The sequence below is a fragment of the Pseudomonas sp. B8(2017) genome (genome assembly GCF_002113575.1).
GTDB lineage: Bacteria > Pseudomonadota > Gammaproteobacteria > Pseudomonadales > Pseudomonadaceae > Aquipseudomonas > Aquipseudomonas putida_Z.
The window spans coordinates 132,833-151,284 of record NZ_NEIO01000013.1; the positions used below are offsets into that span (position 1 = coordinate 132,833).

11 protein-coding genes are annotated in these 18,452 nt (G+C 65.8%); 7 read left to right on the plus strand and 4 right to left on the minus strand.

The genetic code is table 11. The features are described from left to right. Positions 1-114: 114 nt before the first annotated feature. Positions 115-2,076, minus strand: a complete 1,962-nt coding sequence (locus CAG22_RS18745; RefSeq protein WP_085705927.1) for a methyl-accepting chemotaxis protein — start codon at positions 2,074-2,076, stop codon at positions 115-117. Between the two features lie 246 nt (positions 2,077-2,322). After that, positions 2,323-3,681 (minus strand): diguanylate cyclase, encoded by a 1,359-nt coding sequence (locus CAG22_RS18750; protein ID WP_085705928.1) that lies wholly within the window; start codon positions 3,679-3,681, stop codon positions 2,323-2,325. A 248-nt stretch (positions 3,682-3,929) separates the two neighbouring features. Here CAG22_RS18750 and CAG22_RS18755 point away from each other — a divergent pair, with 248 nt between their 5' ends. From CAG22_RS18755 to CAG22_RS18775, 5 genes are all read left to right on the plus strand, one after another. Next, positions 3,930-4,997 (plus strand): DUF2333 family protein, encoded by a 1,068-nt coding sequence (locus CAG22_RS18755; protein WP_013970713.1) that lies wholly within the window; start codon positions 3,930-3,932, stop codon positions 4,995-4,997. A 2-nt stretch (positions 4,998-4,999) separates the two neighbouring features. After that, complete coding sequence (locus CAG22_RS18760) at positions 5,000-5,536, plus strand: NUDIX hydrolase (RefSeq protein WP_025337566.1); 537 nt, start codon at positions 5,000-5,002, stop codon at positions 5,534-5,536. A gap of 287 nt (positions 5,537-5,823) precedes the next feature. Next, positions 5,824-6,195, plus strand: coding sequence for a translation initiation factor Sui1 (locus tag CAG22_RS18765; protein ID WP_003257057.1), 372 nt, complete (start codon positions 5,824-5,826; stop codon positions 6,193-6,195). Between the two features lie 152 nt (positions 6,196-6,347). After that, complete coding sequence (gene speA, locus CAG22_RS18770) at positions 6,348-8,261, plus strand: arginine decarboxylase (protein ID WP_013970716.1); 1,914 nt, start codon at positions 6,348-6,350, stop codon at positions 8,259-8,261. A gap of 215 nt (positions 8,262-8,476) precedes the next feature. Continuing rightward, positions 8,477-8,932: a transposase gene (locus tag CAG22_RS18775; RefSeq protein ID WP_085705929.1), complete on the plus strand. Its 456-nt coding sequence runs from the start codon at positions 8,477-8,479 to the stop codon at positions 8,930-8,932. A 93-nt stretch (positions 8,933-9,025) separates the two neighbouring features. Here CAG22_RS18775 and CAG22_RS18780 read toward each other — a convergent pair whose 3' ends face one another. After that, positions 9,026-10,363, minus strand: coding sequence for an MATE family efflux transporter (locus CAG22_RS18780; RefSeq protein WP_085705930.1), 1,338 nt, complete (start codon positions 10,361-10,363; stop codon positions 9,026-9,028). A gap of 257 nt (positions 10,364-10,620) precedes the next feature. Here CAG22_RS18780 and CAG22_RS18785 point away from each other — a divergent pair, with 257 nt between their 5' ends. After that, the gene (locus CAG22_RS18785; protein ID WP_085705931.1) at positions 10,621-15,522 is read left to right on the plus strand and encodes an alpha-2-macroglobulin; all 4,902 of its coding nucleotides are present in this window, start codon (positions 10,621-10,623) and stop codon (positions 15,520-15,522) included. 161 nt (positions 15,523-15,683) lie between these two features. Here the strand turns inward: CAG22_RS18785 and CAG22_RS18790 are convergent, their stop codons facing one another. Continuing rightward, positions 15,684-15,977 carry a hypothetical protein gene (locus CAG22_RS18790; RefSeq protein WP_085601445.1) on the minus strand — a complete coding sequence of 98 codons (294 nt, stop codon included), beginning with the start codon at positions 15,975-15,977 and terminating at the stop codon, positions 15,684-15,686. Positions 15,978-16,054: 77 nt separating this feature from the next. Between CAG22_RS18790 and pbpC the strand changes: the two genes are divergently transcribed. Further along, positions 16,055-18,409 carry a peptidoglycan glycosyltransferase PbpC gene (gene pbpC / locus CAG22_RS18795; RefSeq protein WP_085705932.1) on the plus strand — a complete coding sequence of 785 codons (2,355 nt, stop codon included), beginning with the start codon at positions 16,055-16,057 and terminating at the stop codon, positions 18,407-18,409. Positions 18,410-18,452: the final 43 nt, after the last annotated feature.

Sequence of the window (18,452 nt, forward strand, 5' to 3'; positions counted from 1 at the left end):
CTGTGCCGGCCTCTTCGCGGGTAAACCCGCTCCCACAGGGATAGCGGATGGCTTGAGGTTCATGCGGTCGAGGTGGGAGCGGGTTTACCCGCGAAGAGGCCAGCACAGGCCAGCTTAAACTCTGAAGGCCCGCACCGCCCGGTTCAGTTCACCACCCAGGCTCAGCAGCTGCTCGCCTTGCTCGCGCCCCTCGCCAATCCGCTGCAGGTTGTCCTCACCCAGCTCATGAATCCGCTCGCTGTGGTCGCGAATCTCGCTCACGGCACCACTCTGCTGCGCCGTGACATCGGCAATCCGCACCGCAGTGTCCGAAATGGTGCGAATGGCACAGACAATCTCGTCCAGCGCCCCATCCGCCGCCTGGGCCTGGTTGGCCGTGGCCTCGGCATGCTCAAGCTGCGCACGCATCCCGGCCACCGAACTTCTGGCTGCCTGCTGCAAGCGGTCGATCAGTGCCTGAATCTCGCCGGTCGCACCGGTGGTGCGCTGTGCCAGCGAACGCACCTCATCGGCTACCACGGCGAAACCACGGCCCATCTCACCGGCGCGGGCCGCTTCGATCGCGGCATTCAGCGCCAGCAGGTTGGTCTGCTCGGCAATCGAGCGGATTACCGTCAGCACGCCACCGATGGTGGCCGACTCCTCCGCCAGTTGCTCGATCATGCGGGCGTTGCCCTGCACCTCGTCGACCAACTCACGCAAGCCCGACAGGCTCTGGCCGATCACCGCCTGGCCCTGCTCAACTGCACGCCCGGCATCGCGGCTGGCGTCGGCTGCGGCACTGGCGTCGCCGGCCACTTGCTGGATGGTCGCTTCCAGCTCACCCAAGGCATCGCGGATCTGCCCGGTGTCGCCGGCCTGGCGTTCGGCGCCGTCATGCAGGGCGGCGCTCATGCCGGCCAGGGCGTGGCTGCTGCCAGCTACCTGCTCGGCGTTGTGGCGGATGGTGCCGACCAGTTCCACCAGGTACTGGCGCAGGCGGTTGAGCGATTCCTGGATGTCGCGCAGTTCGCGGTTGGTCCTGCCCAGGGCGATGGCCTCGGCGAAGTCACCCTCGGCCCAGCGCGACAGGGCCGGGGCCAGTCCGGTCAGGGTGCGCGCCAGGCGGCGTTGCAAGGTGTCGATCAGCAGGGCGATAAGCAGGATCAGGCCGATCATCAGGCCCTGGATGATGCGCACTTCGCCGGCAATTTTCCCATGCTGGGCGCGTACCTCGGGCTCCAGTGCTGCAATGGCCAGCTGCACGGCCTCCAGGCGTTGGCCGGTGCTGGCTGCCAGGGCGACACGGCGCTCGATCTGTTCTCGGGTGCGCTGCAGTTCGGCCGGGTAACGGCCGAGCAGGCTCTGCAGTTCGCGCTTGAGGCCGACGGCAATGTCTTCCTGCTGGGCGCTGGCCTGGGTTTCCAGGCCCATCATCGCGGCGAAGTCGTCGGCACCGGATTCGGCGCTACGGGTTACGCCCAGCAAGGGCAAGGCGTCAATCGCCTGGGCCTGGGCACGGATCAGTTGCAGCTCGCGCTCCACTTCGTCGGCCAGCTCCGGGCGGCCGCTGCTGACCAGCTTGTCCCGGGCCAGCGACAGGCGACCGAGGTGTACGGTGGCGTCGAGCAGTGGCACCAGGTAGCGGTTGGCGTCGGCGCTGCCGCTGTCGCGGGCGTAGCCGGCCAGTTGTTCGAAGTTGGCGCCCAGTTCCCGCTCGGCCTGCAGCAGCAGGGCTTGCGGGTCGCCGGCCAGCTTGCCGGCGGCCAGCAGCTCATCGGCGGTAAAGGCCTGCAGGCTGTCCAGGCTGGGGCGCAGTTTGTCGGCCAGTTCGCTGGGCCATTCGGCCAGCGCGGCCTGCAGTTGCTGGTTGGCCTCCATCGCCGCGGCGTGGCGCAGGGCATCGCCGCTGCCCAGGTACGCCTGGATGTTGCGGGCCGCCTGGTTCTGGAACTGCTGGGACAGGCCCAGGTAGCGCTCCATCAACTGGTAGGGGCGCTCAAGCGCCCGCTGCGACCACCAAAGGGTGGCGCCCAGGGCGATACACACGGTTACCAGCAACAGGGTGTTGAAATTGGTCAGCCACTTCAGGCGCATAGCCGCGAGCTTCCTGCGGGGAGGGGAGAGGTCGGTGGCTGAAGTTATTGCGATTTTGTGACGGGGTGATGACGACAGGGGGTTGGCGCCATAAAAAAAGTGGCACAGTGCCTGTATCTGTATTGCCTGTACTGGCCTCTTCGCGGGCTCGCCCGCTCCCACAGGATATCTACCAGACCTGAATGCAGCGTAATCCCTGTGGGAGCGGGCAAGCCCGCGAAGAGGCCGGAACAGGCGATGAAGAATTCAGGGCTCTACACGCACCACGCAATTACGCCCGGCATGCTTGGCCCGATACAGCGCCTCGTCCGCCGCACTGGCCATGGTCAGCGCATCCAACCCCTCATCCATTTGCACCACCCCGGCACTGAAGGTGCACTGCAAGTCCCGCGGCTGCGCCGGGTAGAGAATCTCGGCAAAGCGCCGGCGGATTTCGTCCAGCACCTTGTGCGCCGCGTCCAGCGCGGTATTGGGCATGACAATGGCGAACTCTTCACCACCGTAACGGCCAATGAAATCGGTCTTGCGCAAGCGCTGCTTGAGAAACAGCGCCAGGCTCTTGATCACTCGGTCGCCCATGGGGTGGCCGTGGCGGTCGTTGATCTTCTTGAAGTGGTCGATGTCGAGCATGGCAAAGCTCAACGGCTGCTGCTCGCGACGGGCGCGGAAGCTGCAGTCTTCCAGCAGTTGCAGGATGTGGGTGTGGTTGTACAACCCGGTCAGGCTGTCGCGCACCATGCGCGCCTTCAGGTGCCGGGCGCGGGCGGCGCGGTTGCGCACGGTGGTGATCAGGTGGCGTGAGCGAAACGGTTTGGTCAGGAAGTCATCACCGCCTTCGCTCATGGCATCCAGCTGCTTGTCCAGGTCGTCCTCGGCAGACAGGTAGATGATCGGCACGCTCACATAACGGTCGCTGTGGCGGATCACCTTGGCCAGCTCAGGGCCGGTGCAGGCCGGCATGTACAGGTCGAGGATGATCAGGTCGGGCTGGAAGTCGGCCAGCTCGGCCATGGTGCGGATCGGGTCGGTCAGGCTGCGGGTGATCATGCCGGCACTGGCCAGCACGCGCTCGGTGTACAGCGCCTGGGTGCGCGAGTCGTCGATGATCAGCACGCGCAATGGGTCATGCTGGGTGGCATTGGTCAGCAGTTCGACCTTTTCCAGCAGGCTGGAGGCTTCCAGGGTGCCGGTGAGGAAGTCCTGGCCACCGGCGCGCACGGCGGCCAGGCGGGTCGGGGTGTCGGTTTCGTGGTGGCTGAAGAACAGCAGCGGTATATGCCGGGCCAGCCCCTGCTGCACCTGGGCAGCCAGCAGCAGGCCTTGGCCAGCACCGTTGAAGTCGACATCCATGATGATGGCCGAAGGCGGGTATTCGCCGATCGAGGCCAGAAACGCCGCGGCACTGGCCAGCGCCTGCGCCACCAGGCCAAAGAATTCCAGTTGCTGGGCCAGGCGCTGGGCACGTTCGTGGTCCTGCAGCAGGATGTACACCGGCTTGCGCAGGGGCGGCAGCAGCACCTGGTCGAGCGGGTCGTCCTTGCGCAGGCCGCTACGCGTCAGCTGTTGGGCGGGGCACAGCGGGCTCGGCTCGGCTGCTTGGCTCATGTCCTGGCTACTTGTAGGTTGGGGTGTGCAGGGGCAATGATGGCTCTATGCTAGCAGTTCTTTTCAGGCGCGTGAGTGCGCTGCATCAACAAAGCGGCCAGAACGAATATTCAGTTGCTGACCGATTGGTCGCTTATGCGTAAGGCGGTGTCTGCTTTATAGTGCTGCCACGCGGGCTTGCCGTGGCACCCTGGCGCAGGCCTGTGGTCCAAGCCCCTGAACCGTCGTGACTGATTAAGGACAAAGCCATGCTGGACTGGAAAAACCGCGAGGCCAAAGCCGAGCCCCGCGAGCGTGTCGACGGCCGTGGCGCCGCCGCCCGTAGCTACCTTGGCGGCCTCTGGAGCCGTGCCCTGGGGACCCTGATCGGGTTGTACCTGCTGGTGTGTATCGGCCTGGGCTGGTACTGGAGCCAAGAGCCGGAGCTGTTCCCGGTGCAGCAGAACGCTCAGGCCGCAGCCGAGCGTACCGGCCAGCAGATGGTGGTGGGCTACACCACTATCGAAACCCTCAAGACCGTGGCCGGCACCTTGCTGAACAAGCCCGGTGGCTACATTTCCAACGACCGCTTCCCGCCAGGGCTGTGGATGGACAACATGCCGAGCTGGGAATATGGCGTGCTGGTCCAGGTGCGCGACCTGTCCCGTGCCCTGCGCAAGGACTTCGCCCGTTCGCAGTCGCAGTCGACCGAAGACGCCGACCTGGCCAAGGCCGAGCCGCGTTTCAACTTCGACAACAAGAGCTGGATCCTGCCATCGAGCGAGTCGGAGTTCGAAGAGGGCATCAAGTCGCTGACCCGCTACCAGACCCGTCTGGCTGCCGGCGACAAGGGCGCGATCTTCTACACCCGTGCCGACAACCTGAACAACTGGCTGGGTGATGTGGCCACCCGCCTGGGCTCGCTGTCGCAGCGCCTGTCGGCCAGCGTTGGCCGGGTCAAGCTCAATACCACGCTGAAGACCGAGTCGCTGGTCGCCGGCCAGGCGCCGCAGGTGGACGAGGAGCTGGTAGAAACCCCATGGCTGCAGATCGACAACGTGTTCTACGAAGCCCGTGGCCAGGCCTGGGCGCTGTCGCACCTGCTGCGCGCCATCGAGGTGGACTTTGCCGACGTGCTGGCGAAGAAGAACGCCACGGTCAGCGTGCGTCAGATCATCCGTGAGCTGGAAGCCTCGCAGGAAGCCCTGTGGAGCCCGATGGTGCTCAACGGCAGCGGCTTCGGCATGTGGGCCAACCACTCGCTGGTCATGGCCAACTACATTTCCCGGGCCAACGCGGCGGTCATCGACCTGCGTCAGCTGCTGTCGCAGGGTTGATGATGGCGATCAGCCCGAACGAGGCCGCCCACCGGGCGGCTTCCGACCGAGAACTGGTCACCTGGGTGGACGAAGCCGACCAGGTGCTGGGGGCCTTGCCCCGCGCCGAACTGCGCGAGCGCGGCCTGATCGGGCGTTGCACGTTCATTCTGCTGTTCAACAGTGCCGGTGAGCTGTGCGTGCACCGGCGCACCCTGAGCAAGGCGCTGTACCCGGGGTACTGGGATGTGGCGGCAGGCGGAATGGTGACGGCCGGGGAGGCGTATGCCGATTCGGCGGCGCGGGAGCTGGCCGAGGAGCTGGGGATCGACGGTGTGGAGCTGCGTTTTCATGAGCGGTTCTACTTTGACCAGCCGGATAACCACTTGTGGTGTGCGGTGTATTCGGCGGTGTCGGATGCGCCGTTGCGGTTACAGCCGGAAGAGGTGATCGAGGCGCGCTTCATTGGCCTGGAGCAGGCTGAGCAAGAAAGCCTGACCAAGCCGTATTGCCCGGACTCGTTGGCGGCGTTGCAGCGCTATAAAGCCAGCCTGGGATAGTTGTTTTGGCAGTGCCGGCCCTTTCGCGGGCACGCCCGCTCCCACAGGGACAGTGCAGTGTTCTAGAGCGGCGCCGTACCTGTGGGAGCGGGCGTGCCCGCGAATAGTCGCAAAACATTCGCAAAATGCCGCATTCCAGTACTTAGCAACAGCCGGATTTATCGTTACACTGCGCGCCCTTTTCGGGCTGCCGCAGGTCTTGCGGTGGTAGCGCCGCCCCTGCCAGAGTGGGGCTTCGCGGTCGGCTCCCGTCGACCAGTTTTTGTCCTCAGCACAGAGGAACAAAAGTGGCCAAGAAAGCTTCTTCCTTCGCCGCCCTTGGCGGTCTCGTTTACTCCACCGACACCGGTCGGCACTGCCCCGACTGTAGCCAGCCGGTGGATGCCTGCACCTGCAAGCAGCAGGTCATCCCCGAAGGCGATGGCATTGCCCGTGTGCGCCGCGAAAGCAAGGGCCGCGGCGGCAAGACCGTGACCACCGTCACCGGCGTGCCGCTGCCGCTCGATCAGCTCAAGGAGCTGGCCTCTACCCTCAAGCGCCGCTGCGGTACCGGTGGCGCTCTGAAGGATGGGGTCATCGAAATCCAGGGCGACCATGTCGAACTGCTGATCGGTGAGCTGACCAAGCAGGGCTTCAAGGCGAAAAAGTCCGGCGGCTGATGCGGCCACGCGATTTTTTGCCCAGTGCTTTCTAAACTCGTTGCCGTGACCAGGGTCTACCCCAGGGCACGGACGAATCGTCATTTTTGGCTTTTACACTGCGCCCGCCTCCTTGCGGGGCAGTGTCTTCGACTTATCTATAGGGGACTTGAATGTCCGTACGACGCACACGCAAAGACGATGGTAGCCAATGGACCGTGGCCGACAGCCGCAGTGTTTATGGTATCCGCCATTGGGGCGCTGGTTATTTCGCCATCAATGAGGCCGGGCGCGTCGAAGTACGCCCCAACGGCCCCAAAAGCGCACCGATCGACCTGTTCGAACAGGTCGACGAATTGCGCCAGAGCGGCCTGTCGCTGCCATTGCTGGTGCGCTTCCCCGACATTCTGCAGGACCGCGTACGCCAGCTGACCGGCGCCTTCGATGCCAACATCGCGCGCCTGGAATACCAGAGCAAGTACACCGCGCTGTACCCGATCAAGGTCAACCAGCAGGAAGCGGTGGTGGAAAACATCATCGCCACGCAGAACGTCTCCATTGGCCTGGAAGCCGGCTCCAAGCCCGAGCTGCTGGCAGTGCTGGCGTTGGCGCCGAAGGGCGGCACCATCGTCTGCAACGGCTACAAGGACCGCGAGTTCATCCGCCTGGCGCTGATGGGCCAGAAGCTCGGCCACAATGTGTTCATCGTCATCGAGAAAGAGTCGGAAGTGGCCCTGGTGATCGATGAGGCTGCCGAGCTCAAGGTCAAGCCGCAGGTCGGCCTGCGCGTGCGCCTGTCGTCGCTGGCCTCGAGCAAGTGGGCCGACACCGGTGGCGAGAAGTCCAAGTTCGGCTTGTCCGCCGCCCAGCTGATCTCGGTGGTACAGCGCTTCCGCGATGCCGGCCTGGACCAGGGTATCCGCCTGCTGCACTTCCACATGGGTTCGCAGATCGCCAACCTGGCCGACTACCAGCACGGCTTCAAGGAAGCCATCCGTTACTACGGTGAGCTGCGTGCGCTGGGCCTGCCAGTCGACCATATCGACGTTGGCGGTGGTTTGGGCGTGGACTACGACGGTACCCACTCGCGCAATGCCAGCTCGATCAACTACGACATGGACGACTATGCCGGCGTGGTGGTGGGCATGCTCAAGGAGTTCTGCGACGCGCAGGGCTTGCCGCACCCGCACATCTTCTCCGAGAGCGGCCGTTCGCTGACCGCGCACCACGCCATGCTGGTGATCCAGGTGACCGACGTCGAGAAGCACAACGACGACGTGCCGACCATCGAGAACAAGGAAGCCCTGCCCGAGACGGTGCAGTGGCTGGTCGACCTGCTCGGCCCGACCGACATCGAGATGGTGACCGAGACCTACTGGCGCGCCACCCACTACATGGGTGACGTGGCTGCGCAGTATGCCGATGGCAAGATCAGCCTGGCCGAGAAGGCCCTGGCCGAGCAGTGCTACTTTGCCGTGTGCCGCCGCCTGCACAACTCGCTGAAAGCCCGCCAGCGCTCGCACCGCCAGGTGCTGGACGAGCTGAACGACAAGCTGGCCGACAAGTACATCTGCAACTTCTCGGTGTTCCAGAGCCTGCCGGACACCTGGGCCATCGGCCAGGTACTGCCGATCATCCCGCTGCACCGCCTGGACGAAGAGCCGATGCGCCGTGCCGTGCTGCAGGACCTGACCTGCGACTCCGACGGCAAGATCAACCAGTACGTCGACGAGCAGAGTATCGAGACCAGCATGCCGGTGCATGCGGTGAAGGAGGGCGAGGACTACCTGCTGGGTGTGTTCCTGGTCGGTGCCTACCAGGAAATCCTCGGTGACATGCACAACCTGTTCGGTGACACCGACTCGGTGAACATCTACCAGAATGCTGACGGTAGCGTGTACCACGCCGGTATCGAGACCCACGACACCATCGAAGACATGCTGCGCTATGTGCACCTGTCGCCGGAGGAGTTGATGACGCACTACCGTGACAAGGTGGCCAGCGCCAAGATCACTGCGCGGGAGCGGACTCAGTACCTGGATGCGTTGCGCCTTGGGCTGACCCGGTCTTCGTACCTGTCGTCGTGATCCTCGGGGGCCGCTTTGCGGCCCATCGCGACACAAGGCCGCTCCTACAGGGGCCGCGCAACCACATGGCAGTGCAGCGCGAGCTGTTGTAGGAGCGGCCTTGTGTCGCGAACTGAGGGCGCAGCCCTCACCGCGTCATACTCGGTAATGATCCACCGGCGATGCCTTTGATCGCCACGCCTATCCTGTGAATGCAATGTTCAAAGGAAGTCGACATGGATCGTCACGGCAACCATCGCTTGCGCCAAGGGCGCTTTTCAGAGCCAGGCCGGCTCTACCTGCTAACCACCATCACACGCCATCGCCTCCCCTTATTCGAGAACCTCTGGTTTGCGCGTTCGGCCATTCAGCAATTGCGGCTGAGTGATCGAGAGGGGAGTTGCCGTTCGCTAGCCTGGGTCTTGATGCCGGACCATTTGCATTGGCTGATCGAGCTCGGCCCGACCAGCCTGGGTAAAGTCATGTGTGCCTTCAAGTCGAGAAGCAGTTGCGCGCTCTACCGTACAGGTGCCGAGCGACAGCACATCTGGCAACCCGGCTTTTACGACCGGGCGCTGCGCAAGGAGGAGGATGTAAAGGCCGCTGCCCGCTACATCATCGCCAATCCCATTCGGGCTGGCCTGGTGCGGCGGGCTGGTGATTATCCACATTGGGATTGTGTGTGGCTGTGAATCCGCAGGTGAGGGCTTCGCCCTCATTTCGCGACACAAGGCCGCTCCCACAAAGTCCTGCGTACGCCGATCAATGTGGGAGCGGCCCCGGCATTACTGAATCCACTCACCTTTTTCCTGCAACCGCCACCCCACCCACCCCAACGTCACCGCCCGCAACGCCATGAACCCGAGAAACGCCAGCCACAACCCATGGTTGCCAAACCCACCCATGAGCACTCCCAAGGGCAGCGCAATCACCACCGACACCAACATCGCATTACGCATCTCCCGCGCCCGTGTCGCGCCAATGAACAAGCCATCCAGCAAATAACTCCACACCGCAATCAACGGCAGCAATGCCAGGTACGGCAGGTACGGATAGGCCGCTGCCCGCACACTTTCGATGTCGGTCTGCAAATCGATGAACAGGTGCCCGCCCAGCAGGAACAACCCGGCAAACCCCAGGCTGGTGATCAGCGACCAGCCACAGGCCACCACCAGCGAGCGGCGCAATGTGTCGCGGTCGCGGGCGCCAATGGCATGGCCGCACAGGGCCTCCACCGCATGCGCCAACCCGTCGAGCGCATAGGCAGTCAGCAGCAGGCCGTTGAGCAGCAGGGCATTGGCCGCCACGGTGGCTTCGCCCAGGCGTGCGCCCTGCACGGTTATCAGCAGGAACACCAGTTGCAGCGCCAGGCTGCGCAGGAAGATGTCGCGGTTCACCGCCAGCAGCGGCCGCCAGGCCTGCCAGCGCTTGAGCGCCGCCCACACGATCTGCCCCGGGTAGGCGCGCAGGGCCGGGCGGGTCAGGGCCAGGCCGAGCAGGGCGGCGCTCCACTCGGCAATCACCGATGCCCGCGCCGAACCCAGCACGCCCCAGCCCAGGCCAAGCACGAACCACAGGTTCAAGGCGATGTTCAGCAGGTTGGTGGTCAGCAGGATGGCCAGCGGCGCCCGCGCGTTCTGGGTGCCGAGGAACCAGCCGACCAGGGCGTAGCTGGCCAGTGCCGCGGGCAGGCCGAGCAGGCGGGTATGGAAGAAGTCTTCGGTGGCTTGCTGCAGGGCCGCGCTGGGTTGCATCGCCTGCAGCGCCAGCTGGCTGAAGGGCAGGGCCAGCAGGCCGATCAGCAGGGCGAAGCCGACCGCCAGCAGCAGCCCTTGTACCAGTACCTGGCGCAACGCTGCACCGTCGCCACGGCCGGCGGCCTGGGCGGCGAAGCCGGTGGAGCCCATGCGCAGGAAGCCCATCAGGCCGACCATGAAGGTGAACAGCGTGGCGCCCACGGCTACGGCACCCAACTGGTGGGCGTGGGGGAGGTGGCCGATGACCGTGCTGTCGACCAGGGCTACCAGCGGCACGGAGATGTTGGACAGGATCATCGGCGCGGCCAGTGCCCAGACCTTGTGGTGGGTGGGGCGGTGCTGCCAGTCGGTTGAGAGTTGGGACATTTGCATTCCATGGGACCCTGGGGCCGCAGCGCGCCCCTTCGCGGGCACGCCCGCTCCCACAGGATAGTGTTGTTCTTGCGGCCGGCGCCGAACCTGTGGGAGCGGGCAAGCCCGCGAAGGGGCGCGAAGCGGCCCTCCTTTTAACGAATGGCACAGTGTAACGGCCTGGCAACCAATGCGCGCAACGCCAGGTACTGCACCCGCCATTGCGCTATAGTTGCTGCCCTCACGTACACGCTGCCAAAGAGTTCTACTCCATGTTCAACAAAGGATTGTTGCTGGCCTGCGCGCTGGCTTTGCTCAGTGCCTGTGACTCTTCGACGCCGGACAAGCCGGCGCCATCCGAAAAGCCGGCGGCCACAGCGCCCGCTGCCACCCCGGCACCCCAACGCGAAGACCCGGCCGTACTCGCCAAACGCTACGAGGGCCGCGAGCTGACGGTGCTGGATGTTTCCGAAGTGCAGCTCGATGGCGCCGCGACGCTGTCGATCAGTTTCTCCGCGCCGCTGGATGCCAAGCAGGACTTCGCCAGCAAAGTGCACCTGGTCGACACCGTCAAAGGCAAGCTGGACGGCGCCTGGGAGCTCTCCGACAACCAGATGGAACTGCGCCTGCGCCACCTGGAGCCGCAGCGCAAGCTGGTGCTGACCGTCGACAAGGGCCTGCTGGCGGTCAATGGCAAGCAACTGGACAGCGAGTCGATCAGCCGCCTGGAAACCCGCGACATGCAGCCGACCATCGGCTTCGCCAGCCGTGGTTCGCTGCTGCCCACGCGCCTGGCCGAGGGCCTGCCGGTGATCGCCCTCAACGTCGACAAGGTCGATGTCGAATTCTTCCGCGTGAAGCCGGACATGCTCTCGACCTTCCTGGTCAACTGGGGGCGCAACAGCAGCCTGTACTACTACCAGTCCAAGGAAACCCTGGATATGGCCGAGCTGGTCTACAGCGGCCGCTTCGACCTCAACCCCGCACGCAACACCCGCGAGACCGTGCTGCTGCCGATCGCCGGCATCAAGCCGCTGCAGGAGCCAGGCGTGTACCTGGCGGTGATGCGAGCCTCGGGCACCTACGACTACTCGCAACCAGCGACCCTGTTCACCCTCAGCGACATCGGTGTGTCCGCGCACCGTTACCGCGACCGCATCGATGTGTTCGCCCAGGCTCTGGAAGGCGGCAAGGCGATGAACGGCGTGAACATTGAAATCCATGACGACAAGGGCAAGCTGCTGGCCCAGGCCAGCACCGATGGCGATGGCCACGCCCAGCTGCCGATCACGCCCAAGGCCGACACCCTGATCGCCACCCAGGGTGTGCACACCACCCTGCTGCGCCTGAGCAGCGCGGCGCTGGACCTGGCCGAGTTCGACATCACCGGCCCGCAGGCCAACCCGCTGCAGTTCTTCATCTTTGGCCCGCGTGACCTGTATCGCCCCGGTGAAACGGTGTTGCTCAACGGCCTGCTGCGTGACCAGGACGGCAAGCCGGTCAAGGTGCAGCCAGTGAGCGTGGAAGTGCGTCGCCCGGATGAGCAGGTCAGCCGCAAGTTCGTCTGGGAAGCCGACGGCAATGGCCTGTACCAGTACCAGCTGCAGCTGGCCAGCGAGGCCCCGACCGGGCGCTGGCAACTGCTGCTCGACCTGGGCGGCGGGCGCAAGCAGGTGTACGAATTCCTCGTCGAAGATTTCCTGCCCGAGCGCCTGGCGCTGGAACTCAAGGGCAGCAGCAAACCGTTGTCTCCGGATCAGGATGCACGCATCCAGGTCAATGGCCGTTACCTCTACGGCGCCCCGGCTGCCGGCAACCGCCTGAGCGGCCAGGCCTATGTTCGCCCGCTGCGCGAGGCGGTACCGGCGCTGCCTGGCTACCAGTTCGGCTCGGTCACCGAAACCGAGCTGAACCAGGACCTGGAGCTGGACGAAGTCACCCTCGACCAGGCCGGCAAGGCCGTGGTCGACATCGAAAGCCGCTGGGCCGAAGCCCGCTCGCCGCTGCAACTGACCGTGCAGGCCAGCCTGCAGGAGTCCGGTGGCCGGCCGATTACCCGGCGCCTGGAACAACCCATCTGGCCGGCCGAGCGCCTGCCAGGCCTGCGTGGCCTGTTCGACGGCGAGGAAACCGACAGTGACGGGCCGGTGGAGTTCGAGTTCCTGGTGGCCGACCGCAACGGCAAGAAGCTGGCGGCCAACGACCTCAAGGTGCGGCTGGTACGCGAGCGCCGCGACTACTACTGGAACTACTCGCAGAGCGATGGCTGGAGCTACGCCTACAACGAGAAATTCCTCACCCAGAGCGAAGAGACCGTCAGCGTCAAGGCCGGCTCCACCGCCAAGCTGAGCTTCCAGGTGGAATGGGGCCCGTACCGTGTCGAGGTGGAGGATCCGGAGACGGGCCTGGTGTCCAGCGCGCGCTTCTGGGCTGGCTACCGCGCCCAGGACAACGCCGAAGGCGGCGCGGTGCGGCCGGACCAGGTCAAGCTGGCGCTGGACAAACCGGCCTACGCCGACGGCGCTACCGCCAAGGTCACCGTCACCCCGCCCGCAGCCGGCAGTGGCTACCTGATGATCGAGTCCAGCGACGGCCCGCTGTGGTGGCAGGAGATCGACGTGCCCGCCGAGGGCAAGACGTTCGATGTGCAACTGGACAAGCAGTGGGCACGCCATGACCTGTACATCAGCGCGCTGGTGATCCGCCCGGGTGAGCGCAAGGCCAACGCCACGCCGAAACGCGCGGTGGGCGTGCTGCACCTGCCGCTGAACCGCGCCGAGCGCAAGCTGGCGGTGAGCCTGCAGGCGCCGGAGAAAATGCGCCCGAAACAGCCGCTGACCGTGAAGGTCAAGGCTGCAAATGCCGATGGCAGCGTGCCTGAACAGGTGCATGTGCTGTTGTCGGCGGTGGACGTGGGCATCCTCAACATCACCGACTTCAAGACCCCTGACCCGTTCGCCAGCCTGTTCGGGCGCAAGGCTTACGGTGCTGACCAGCTGGATATCTACGGCCAGTTGATCGAAGCCGGCCAGGGCCGCCTGGCCAGCCTGGCATTTGGTGGTGACGCGGCGATGGCCAAGGGTGGCAAGCGCCCCAACACCACGGTGACCATCGTCGCCCAGCAGAGCCTGCCGGTGACCCTGGACGACAAGGGCGAGGGCCAGGCCACGGTCGATATCCCCGACTTCAATGGCGAACTGCGGCTGATGGCCCAGGCCTGGACCGAGGAACAGTTCGGCATGGCCGAAGGCAAGACCGTGGTCGCCGCGCCGCTGATCGCCGAGCTCTCGGCGCCGCGTTTCCTGGCCGGTGGCGACCGCACCAGCCTGGCGCTGGACCTGGCCAACCTGTCGGGCCGCGCCCAGCAGCTGAACGTTGAAATCAGCACTGAAGGGCAGCTGAGCCTGGCGGCCAACGCCGTGCAGAACGTTGCCCTGGCTGAAGGTCAGCGCTCGACGCTGATGATCCCGGTACAGGCCCAGGGAGGCCTGGGGCAGGGCAAGGTGCATGTGCGGGTCACTGGTCTGCAACTGCCGAACGAGCCGACCGGCGCGTTCGAGCGCGAGTGGACGCTGGGCGTGCGCCCGGCCTACCCGGCGATGCTCAAGCACTACCGCGTGGCCTTGAAGGACCAGCCATGGACCCTGCCTGAAGCAGACCTGGCCGCCTTCGAACCCGCCGGGCTTGAAGCCAGCCTGGCCTTGTCGAGCCGGCCACCGCTGAACCTGGCCGAGCAGATCCGTGCCCTTGAAGCCTACCCCTACGGTTGCCTGGAGCAGACCACCAGCGGCCTCTACCCGTCGCTGTATGCCGATGCCGACAGCCTCAAGCGCCTGGGCATCAAGGGTGAGCCAGCCGATGTGCGCAAGCGCAAGATCGAGATGGGTATCGAGCACCTGCTGGGCATGCAGCGCTACAACGGCAGCTTCGGCCTGTGGAACTCGGACAGCGAAGAAGAATACTGGCTGACCGCCTATGTCACCGACTTCCTGCTGCGCGCCCGTGACCAAGGCTATGGTGTGCCCGCCGAAGCGCTGAAGAAGGCCAGCGAGCGCCTGCTGCGCTACCTGCAGGAGCGCAACCTGATCGAAGTCGACTACAGCGAGAACGCCGAACACACCCGCTTCGCTGTGCAGGCCTATGCGGCATTGGTGCTGTCGCGCAGCCAGCAGGCGCCGCTGGGTGCCCTGCGTGGCCTGTTCGAACGCCGTGCCGACGCCCGCTCTGGCCTGCCGCTGGTGCAACTGGCGGTGGCGCTGGACAAGATGGGCGACAAGCCGCGTGCCGAGCAGGCCCTGCAGGCAGGCCTGGGCATCAGCCGCGGTAAAGGCTGGATGGCCGACTATGGTAGCGCCCTGCGCGATCAGGCACTGATCCTGGCGCTGCTGCAGGAAAGCAACCTGGCCAGCCGCCAGGTCGACCAGCGCCTGTTCGCCCTGTCGGATGAACTGGCGGCCAACCGCTGGCTGTCGACCCAGGAGCGCAATGCGCTGTTCCTGGCCGGCCGTGGCCTGCTGGGCAAACCGGAAGGCCAGTGGCAGGCGCGCCTGGACAGCGCGGGCGAAGTGCGCGAGTTCAACAATGCCGAGGCCGGCATGAAGCTCGAAGGCCCGTTGCTGGCTTCGCCATTGAGTGTGCAGAACCAAGGCAGCGAAACGCTGTACCAGCAACTGACCTTGTCGGGTTACCCACGCCAGGCGCCTGCGGCCGGTGGCAACGGCATGCAGATCCGCCGTGAGTACCTGGGCATGAATGGCCAGCCGTTGGACCTGCACAACCTGCGCAGCGGTGACCTGGTGCTGGTGCACCTGGCGCTCAAGGCCGAAGACCGGGTGCCGGATGCGCTGGTGGTGGACTTGCTACCGGCAGGCCTGGAGCTGGAGAACCAGAACCTGGCGCAGAGTGCCGCCAGCCTGGACAACGCCAGCAGTGCGGTGAAGGAATGGCGCGAGTCGATGCAGAACGCCAGCGTGGTGCACCAGGAGTATCGCGATGACCGTTACGTCGCTGCGCTCAAGCTGGACAGCTACGGCACCACCCACCTGCTGTACCTGGCTCGGGCAGTGACCCCGGGCACCTACCGCGTGCCGCCGCCGCAGGTCGAATCGATGTACCGGCCAAACCTGCAGGCCGTGGGGGATGGGCAAGGGGAGATGACCGTAAAAGCCCGCTAAGCACCTGCCTTGCGCGCACTATGTGGGAGCGGCCTTGTGTCGCGAAAGGGCCGCAAAGCGGCCCCGGCATTTCAAGCGGCGGAGCTGAGATCCTGGGGCTGCTGCGCAGCCCTTTCGCGACACAAGGCCGCTCCCACAGGTCCGCGCCGGGCAGTTCAATGTCAGTGAATCACCCAGCTCATCACCCACAACCCCAGCAGCAGCCAGATGATCCCGAGGATGATCGAGGCGCGCATGAACGCGCGGATTGCCGAGTACAGCAGCACCAGCCCGATGATCAGGGCGAGGATGCTGAGCAGCGAGGCCTCCATGCCCAAGGTGCGCGCCAGGCCATCGATGAAATTGCCTCCGGCACTGGCCAGCAGGTTGAACAGCCCGCTCAATGCGTCGACGATGAAGCGGATCAACGACCCCAGCGCCTGGCCCAGCCACTCGAAAAAACCTTCTACATGCATAGTTGCTTCCTGATGAACGAATCGGCGATGTTGCCGTTCCCAAGCCTTTGGCCATCACCTGGCCAGGTCGGTTCCCGATGCCAAGCTTAACGCGGCCGCGTACCCGTGCGGGCAGGCTGTTGCGCGCCACGGTGATCGGCATGCTGATGCTGTTCGGCCTGTTGTGGCTGGCCGACCGCCTCTGGCCGCTGCCCATGCCAGGCGACGACCTGGCCCGCGTGGTGCTGGCCGAGGACGGCACGCCGTTGTGGCGCTTTGCCGATGCCGATGGCGTTTGGCGCTACCCGGTCAGCCCCGACGAGGTTTCGCCGCTGTATCTGCAGGCGCTGCTGACCTACGAGGACCGCTGGTTCTACAGCCACCCCGGGGTCAACCCGTTGGCCCTGGCCCGCGCTGCCTGGCTGAACCTGCGTGGCGGGCGTGTGGTGTCGGGCGGTAGCACGCTGTCGATGCAGGTCGCGCGCCTGCTCGACCCGCATGAACGCACCCTGGCCGGCAAACTGCGCCAGCTGTGGCGCACGGCGCAGCTGGAATGGCATTTGTCCAAGCGCGAAATCCTGCAGATCTATCTGGACCGCGCGCCTTTCGGCGGCACCCTGCAGGGCGTGGCGGCCGCCAGCTGGGCATACCTGGGCAAGTCACCCATGCACCTGACCCCGGCCGAAGCGGCGCTGCTGGCCGTGCTGCCCCAGGCGCCCAGCCGCCTGCGCCCGGACCGCCACCCCGAACGTGCCCAGCGCGCCCGGGACAAGGTGCTGCAACGCCTGGCCGAATACCAGGTGTGGCCGGCCCAGCAAATCCGTGAGGCTGCCGAAGAACCGCTGGTGCTGGCGCCACGTCAGGAACCGGCCCTGGCGCCGCTGCTGGCCCGGCGCCTGAACAGCGCCGACAGCCCGCCGCTGATCCGCACCACGCTCGACGCCGCACTGCAGCGGCGCCTCGAAGACCTGCTGCTGGGCTGGCGCGCACGGCTTCCAGAGCGCACCTCCGCTGCCATCCTGGTGGTCGATGCGCAAACCATGGCGGTGCGTGCCTACCTGGGCTCGATCGACCTGGCCGACGAACGCCGCTTCGGGCATGTCGACATGGTGCGTTCGTTGCGCTCGCCGGGCTCCACCCTCAAGCCGTTCCTCTACGGCATGGCGCTGGATGACGGCCTGATCCATTCCGAGTCGTTGCTGCAGGATGTGCCGCGACGCTATGGCGACTATCGCCCCGGCAACTTCTCCATGGGTTTCAGCGGGCCGGTGTCGGCCAGTTCGGCGCTGGCGCTGTCGCTCAACCTGCCGGCGGTGCAACTGCTGGAGGCCTACGGCCCGAAACGCTTTGCCGCGCAACTGCGCATGGCGGGCATGCCGCTGATACTGCCGCCCCTGGCCGAGCCCAACCTGTCGTTGATCCTGGGTGGCGCAGGCAGCCGCCTGGAGGACCTGGTGGGTGGCTACGCTGCGCTGGCGCGGGGTGGCAACAGTGCGCGGGTACGCCTGCAACCGCAGGATCCGTTGCTGGAACGGCGCCTGCTGTCACCCGGGGCTGCTTGGATCATCCGACGTATCCTCAGCGGCCAGGCGCGCCCCGACCGCGACCCGCATGCCGAGCTGGTACAACGCCCGCAACTGGCCTGGAAAACCGGCACCAGCTACGGCTTTCGCGATGCCTGGTCGATCGGCGTGGGCCCGCGCTACCTGATCGGCGTATGGATCGGCCGCCCCGACGGCACACCGGTACCCGGCCAATTCGGGCTGGCTTCGGCGGCGCCGCTGATGCTGCAGGTGCACGATCTGCTGAGCAACCGTGACAGCCAGCGTGGCATCGGCGTGCCGGTGGAGCGGGTGCCGGCCAATGTCGGCGTGGCGGCGATCTGTTGGCCGCTGGGCCAGCCGATGAACAGACAGGACCGCAACTGCCGCCGTCAGCGTTTCGCCTGGACCCTGGACGGCACTACGCCGCCAACCCTGCAGGCCGCCGACCAGCCACTCGGCCTGGGCCTGCGCGAAAGCGTATGGGTCAACGACCAGGGGCTGCGCGTCGATGGCAGTTGCCCGGGCGCCAAGGCCCGCGACATCGCCCTATGGCCCGCCCCGCTGGAGCCTTGGCTGCCGCGCATGGAACGGCGTGCGGCGCGCCTGCCGGCCATCGATCCGGCCTGCCCGCCGCAGGTGCCGGCCAGCGCGCCACCGCTTTCGATCGTGGGCGTGCGCCCGGGCGACAACCTGCGCCGCCCGGCCACCAGCAGCGAACCGTTGCAACTGTATGTGTCGGCGCTGGGCGGCGGCGGGCGGCGCTGGTGGTTCCTCAACGGCCAGCCATTGGGCGAAACCCAGGGGCAGGACAGCCTGCTGGTGCGCTTCCAACAGGTAGGCCAGGCGGAAATCAGCGCGCTGGATGAAAGCGGCGAGACGGCGCGCGTGGCGTTCCAGGTCAGCGAGTAGCCGTTCGACGAGGGCCGAGGCAGCACCTACGCTTGCAGGTAAC

Coding starts and splice junctions, on each gene's coding strand:
- CAG22_RS18780 (WP_085705930.1), bottom strand. CDS start 10,363: ATGTCCCAACTCTCAACCGACTGGCAGCACCGCCCCACCCACCACAAG.
- CAG22_RS18775 (WP_085705929.1), top strand. CDS start 8,477: ATGGATCGTCACGGCAACCATCGCTTGCGCCAAGGGCGCTTTTCAGAG.
- speA (WP_013970716.1), top strand. CDS start 6,348: ATGTCCGTACGACGCACACGCAAAGACGATGGTAGCCAATGGACCGTG.
- CAG22_RS18760 (WP_025337566.1), top strand. CDS start 5,000: ATGGCGATCAGCCCGAACGAGGCCGCCCACCGGGCGGCTTCCGACCGA.
- CAG22_RS18755 (WP_013970713.1), top strand. CDS start 3,930: ATGCTGGACTGGAAAAACCGCGAGGCCAAAGCCGAGCCCCGCGAGCGT.
- CAG22_RS18790 (WP_085601445.1), bottom strand. CDS start 15,977: ATGCATGTAGAAGGTTTTTTCGAGTGGCTGGGCCAGGCGCTGGGGTCG.
- pbpC (WP_085705932.1), top strand. CDS start 16,055: ATGCCAAGCTTAACGCGGCCGCGTACCCGTGCGGGCAGGCTGTTGCGC.
- CAG22_RS18750 (WP_085705928.1), bottom strand. CDS start 3,681: ATGAGCCAAGCAGCCGAGCCGAGCCCGCTGTGCCCCGCCCAACAGCTG.
- CAG22_RS18785 (WP_085705931.1), top strand. CDS start 10,621: ATGTTCAACAAAGGATTGTTGCTGGCCTGCGCGCTGGCTTTGCTCAGT.
- CAG22_RS18745 (WP_085705927.1), bottom strand. CDS start 2,076: ATGCGCCTGAAGTGGCTGACCAATTTCAACACCCTGTTGCTGGTAACC.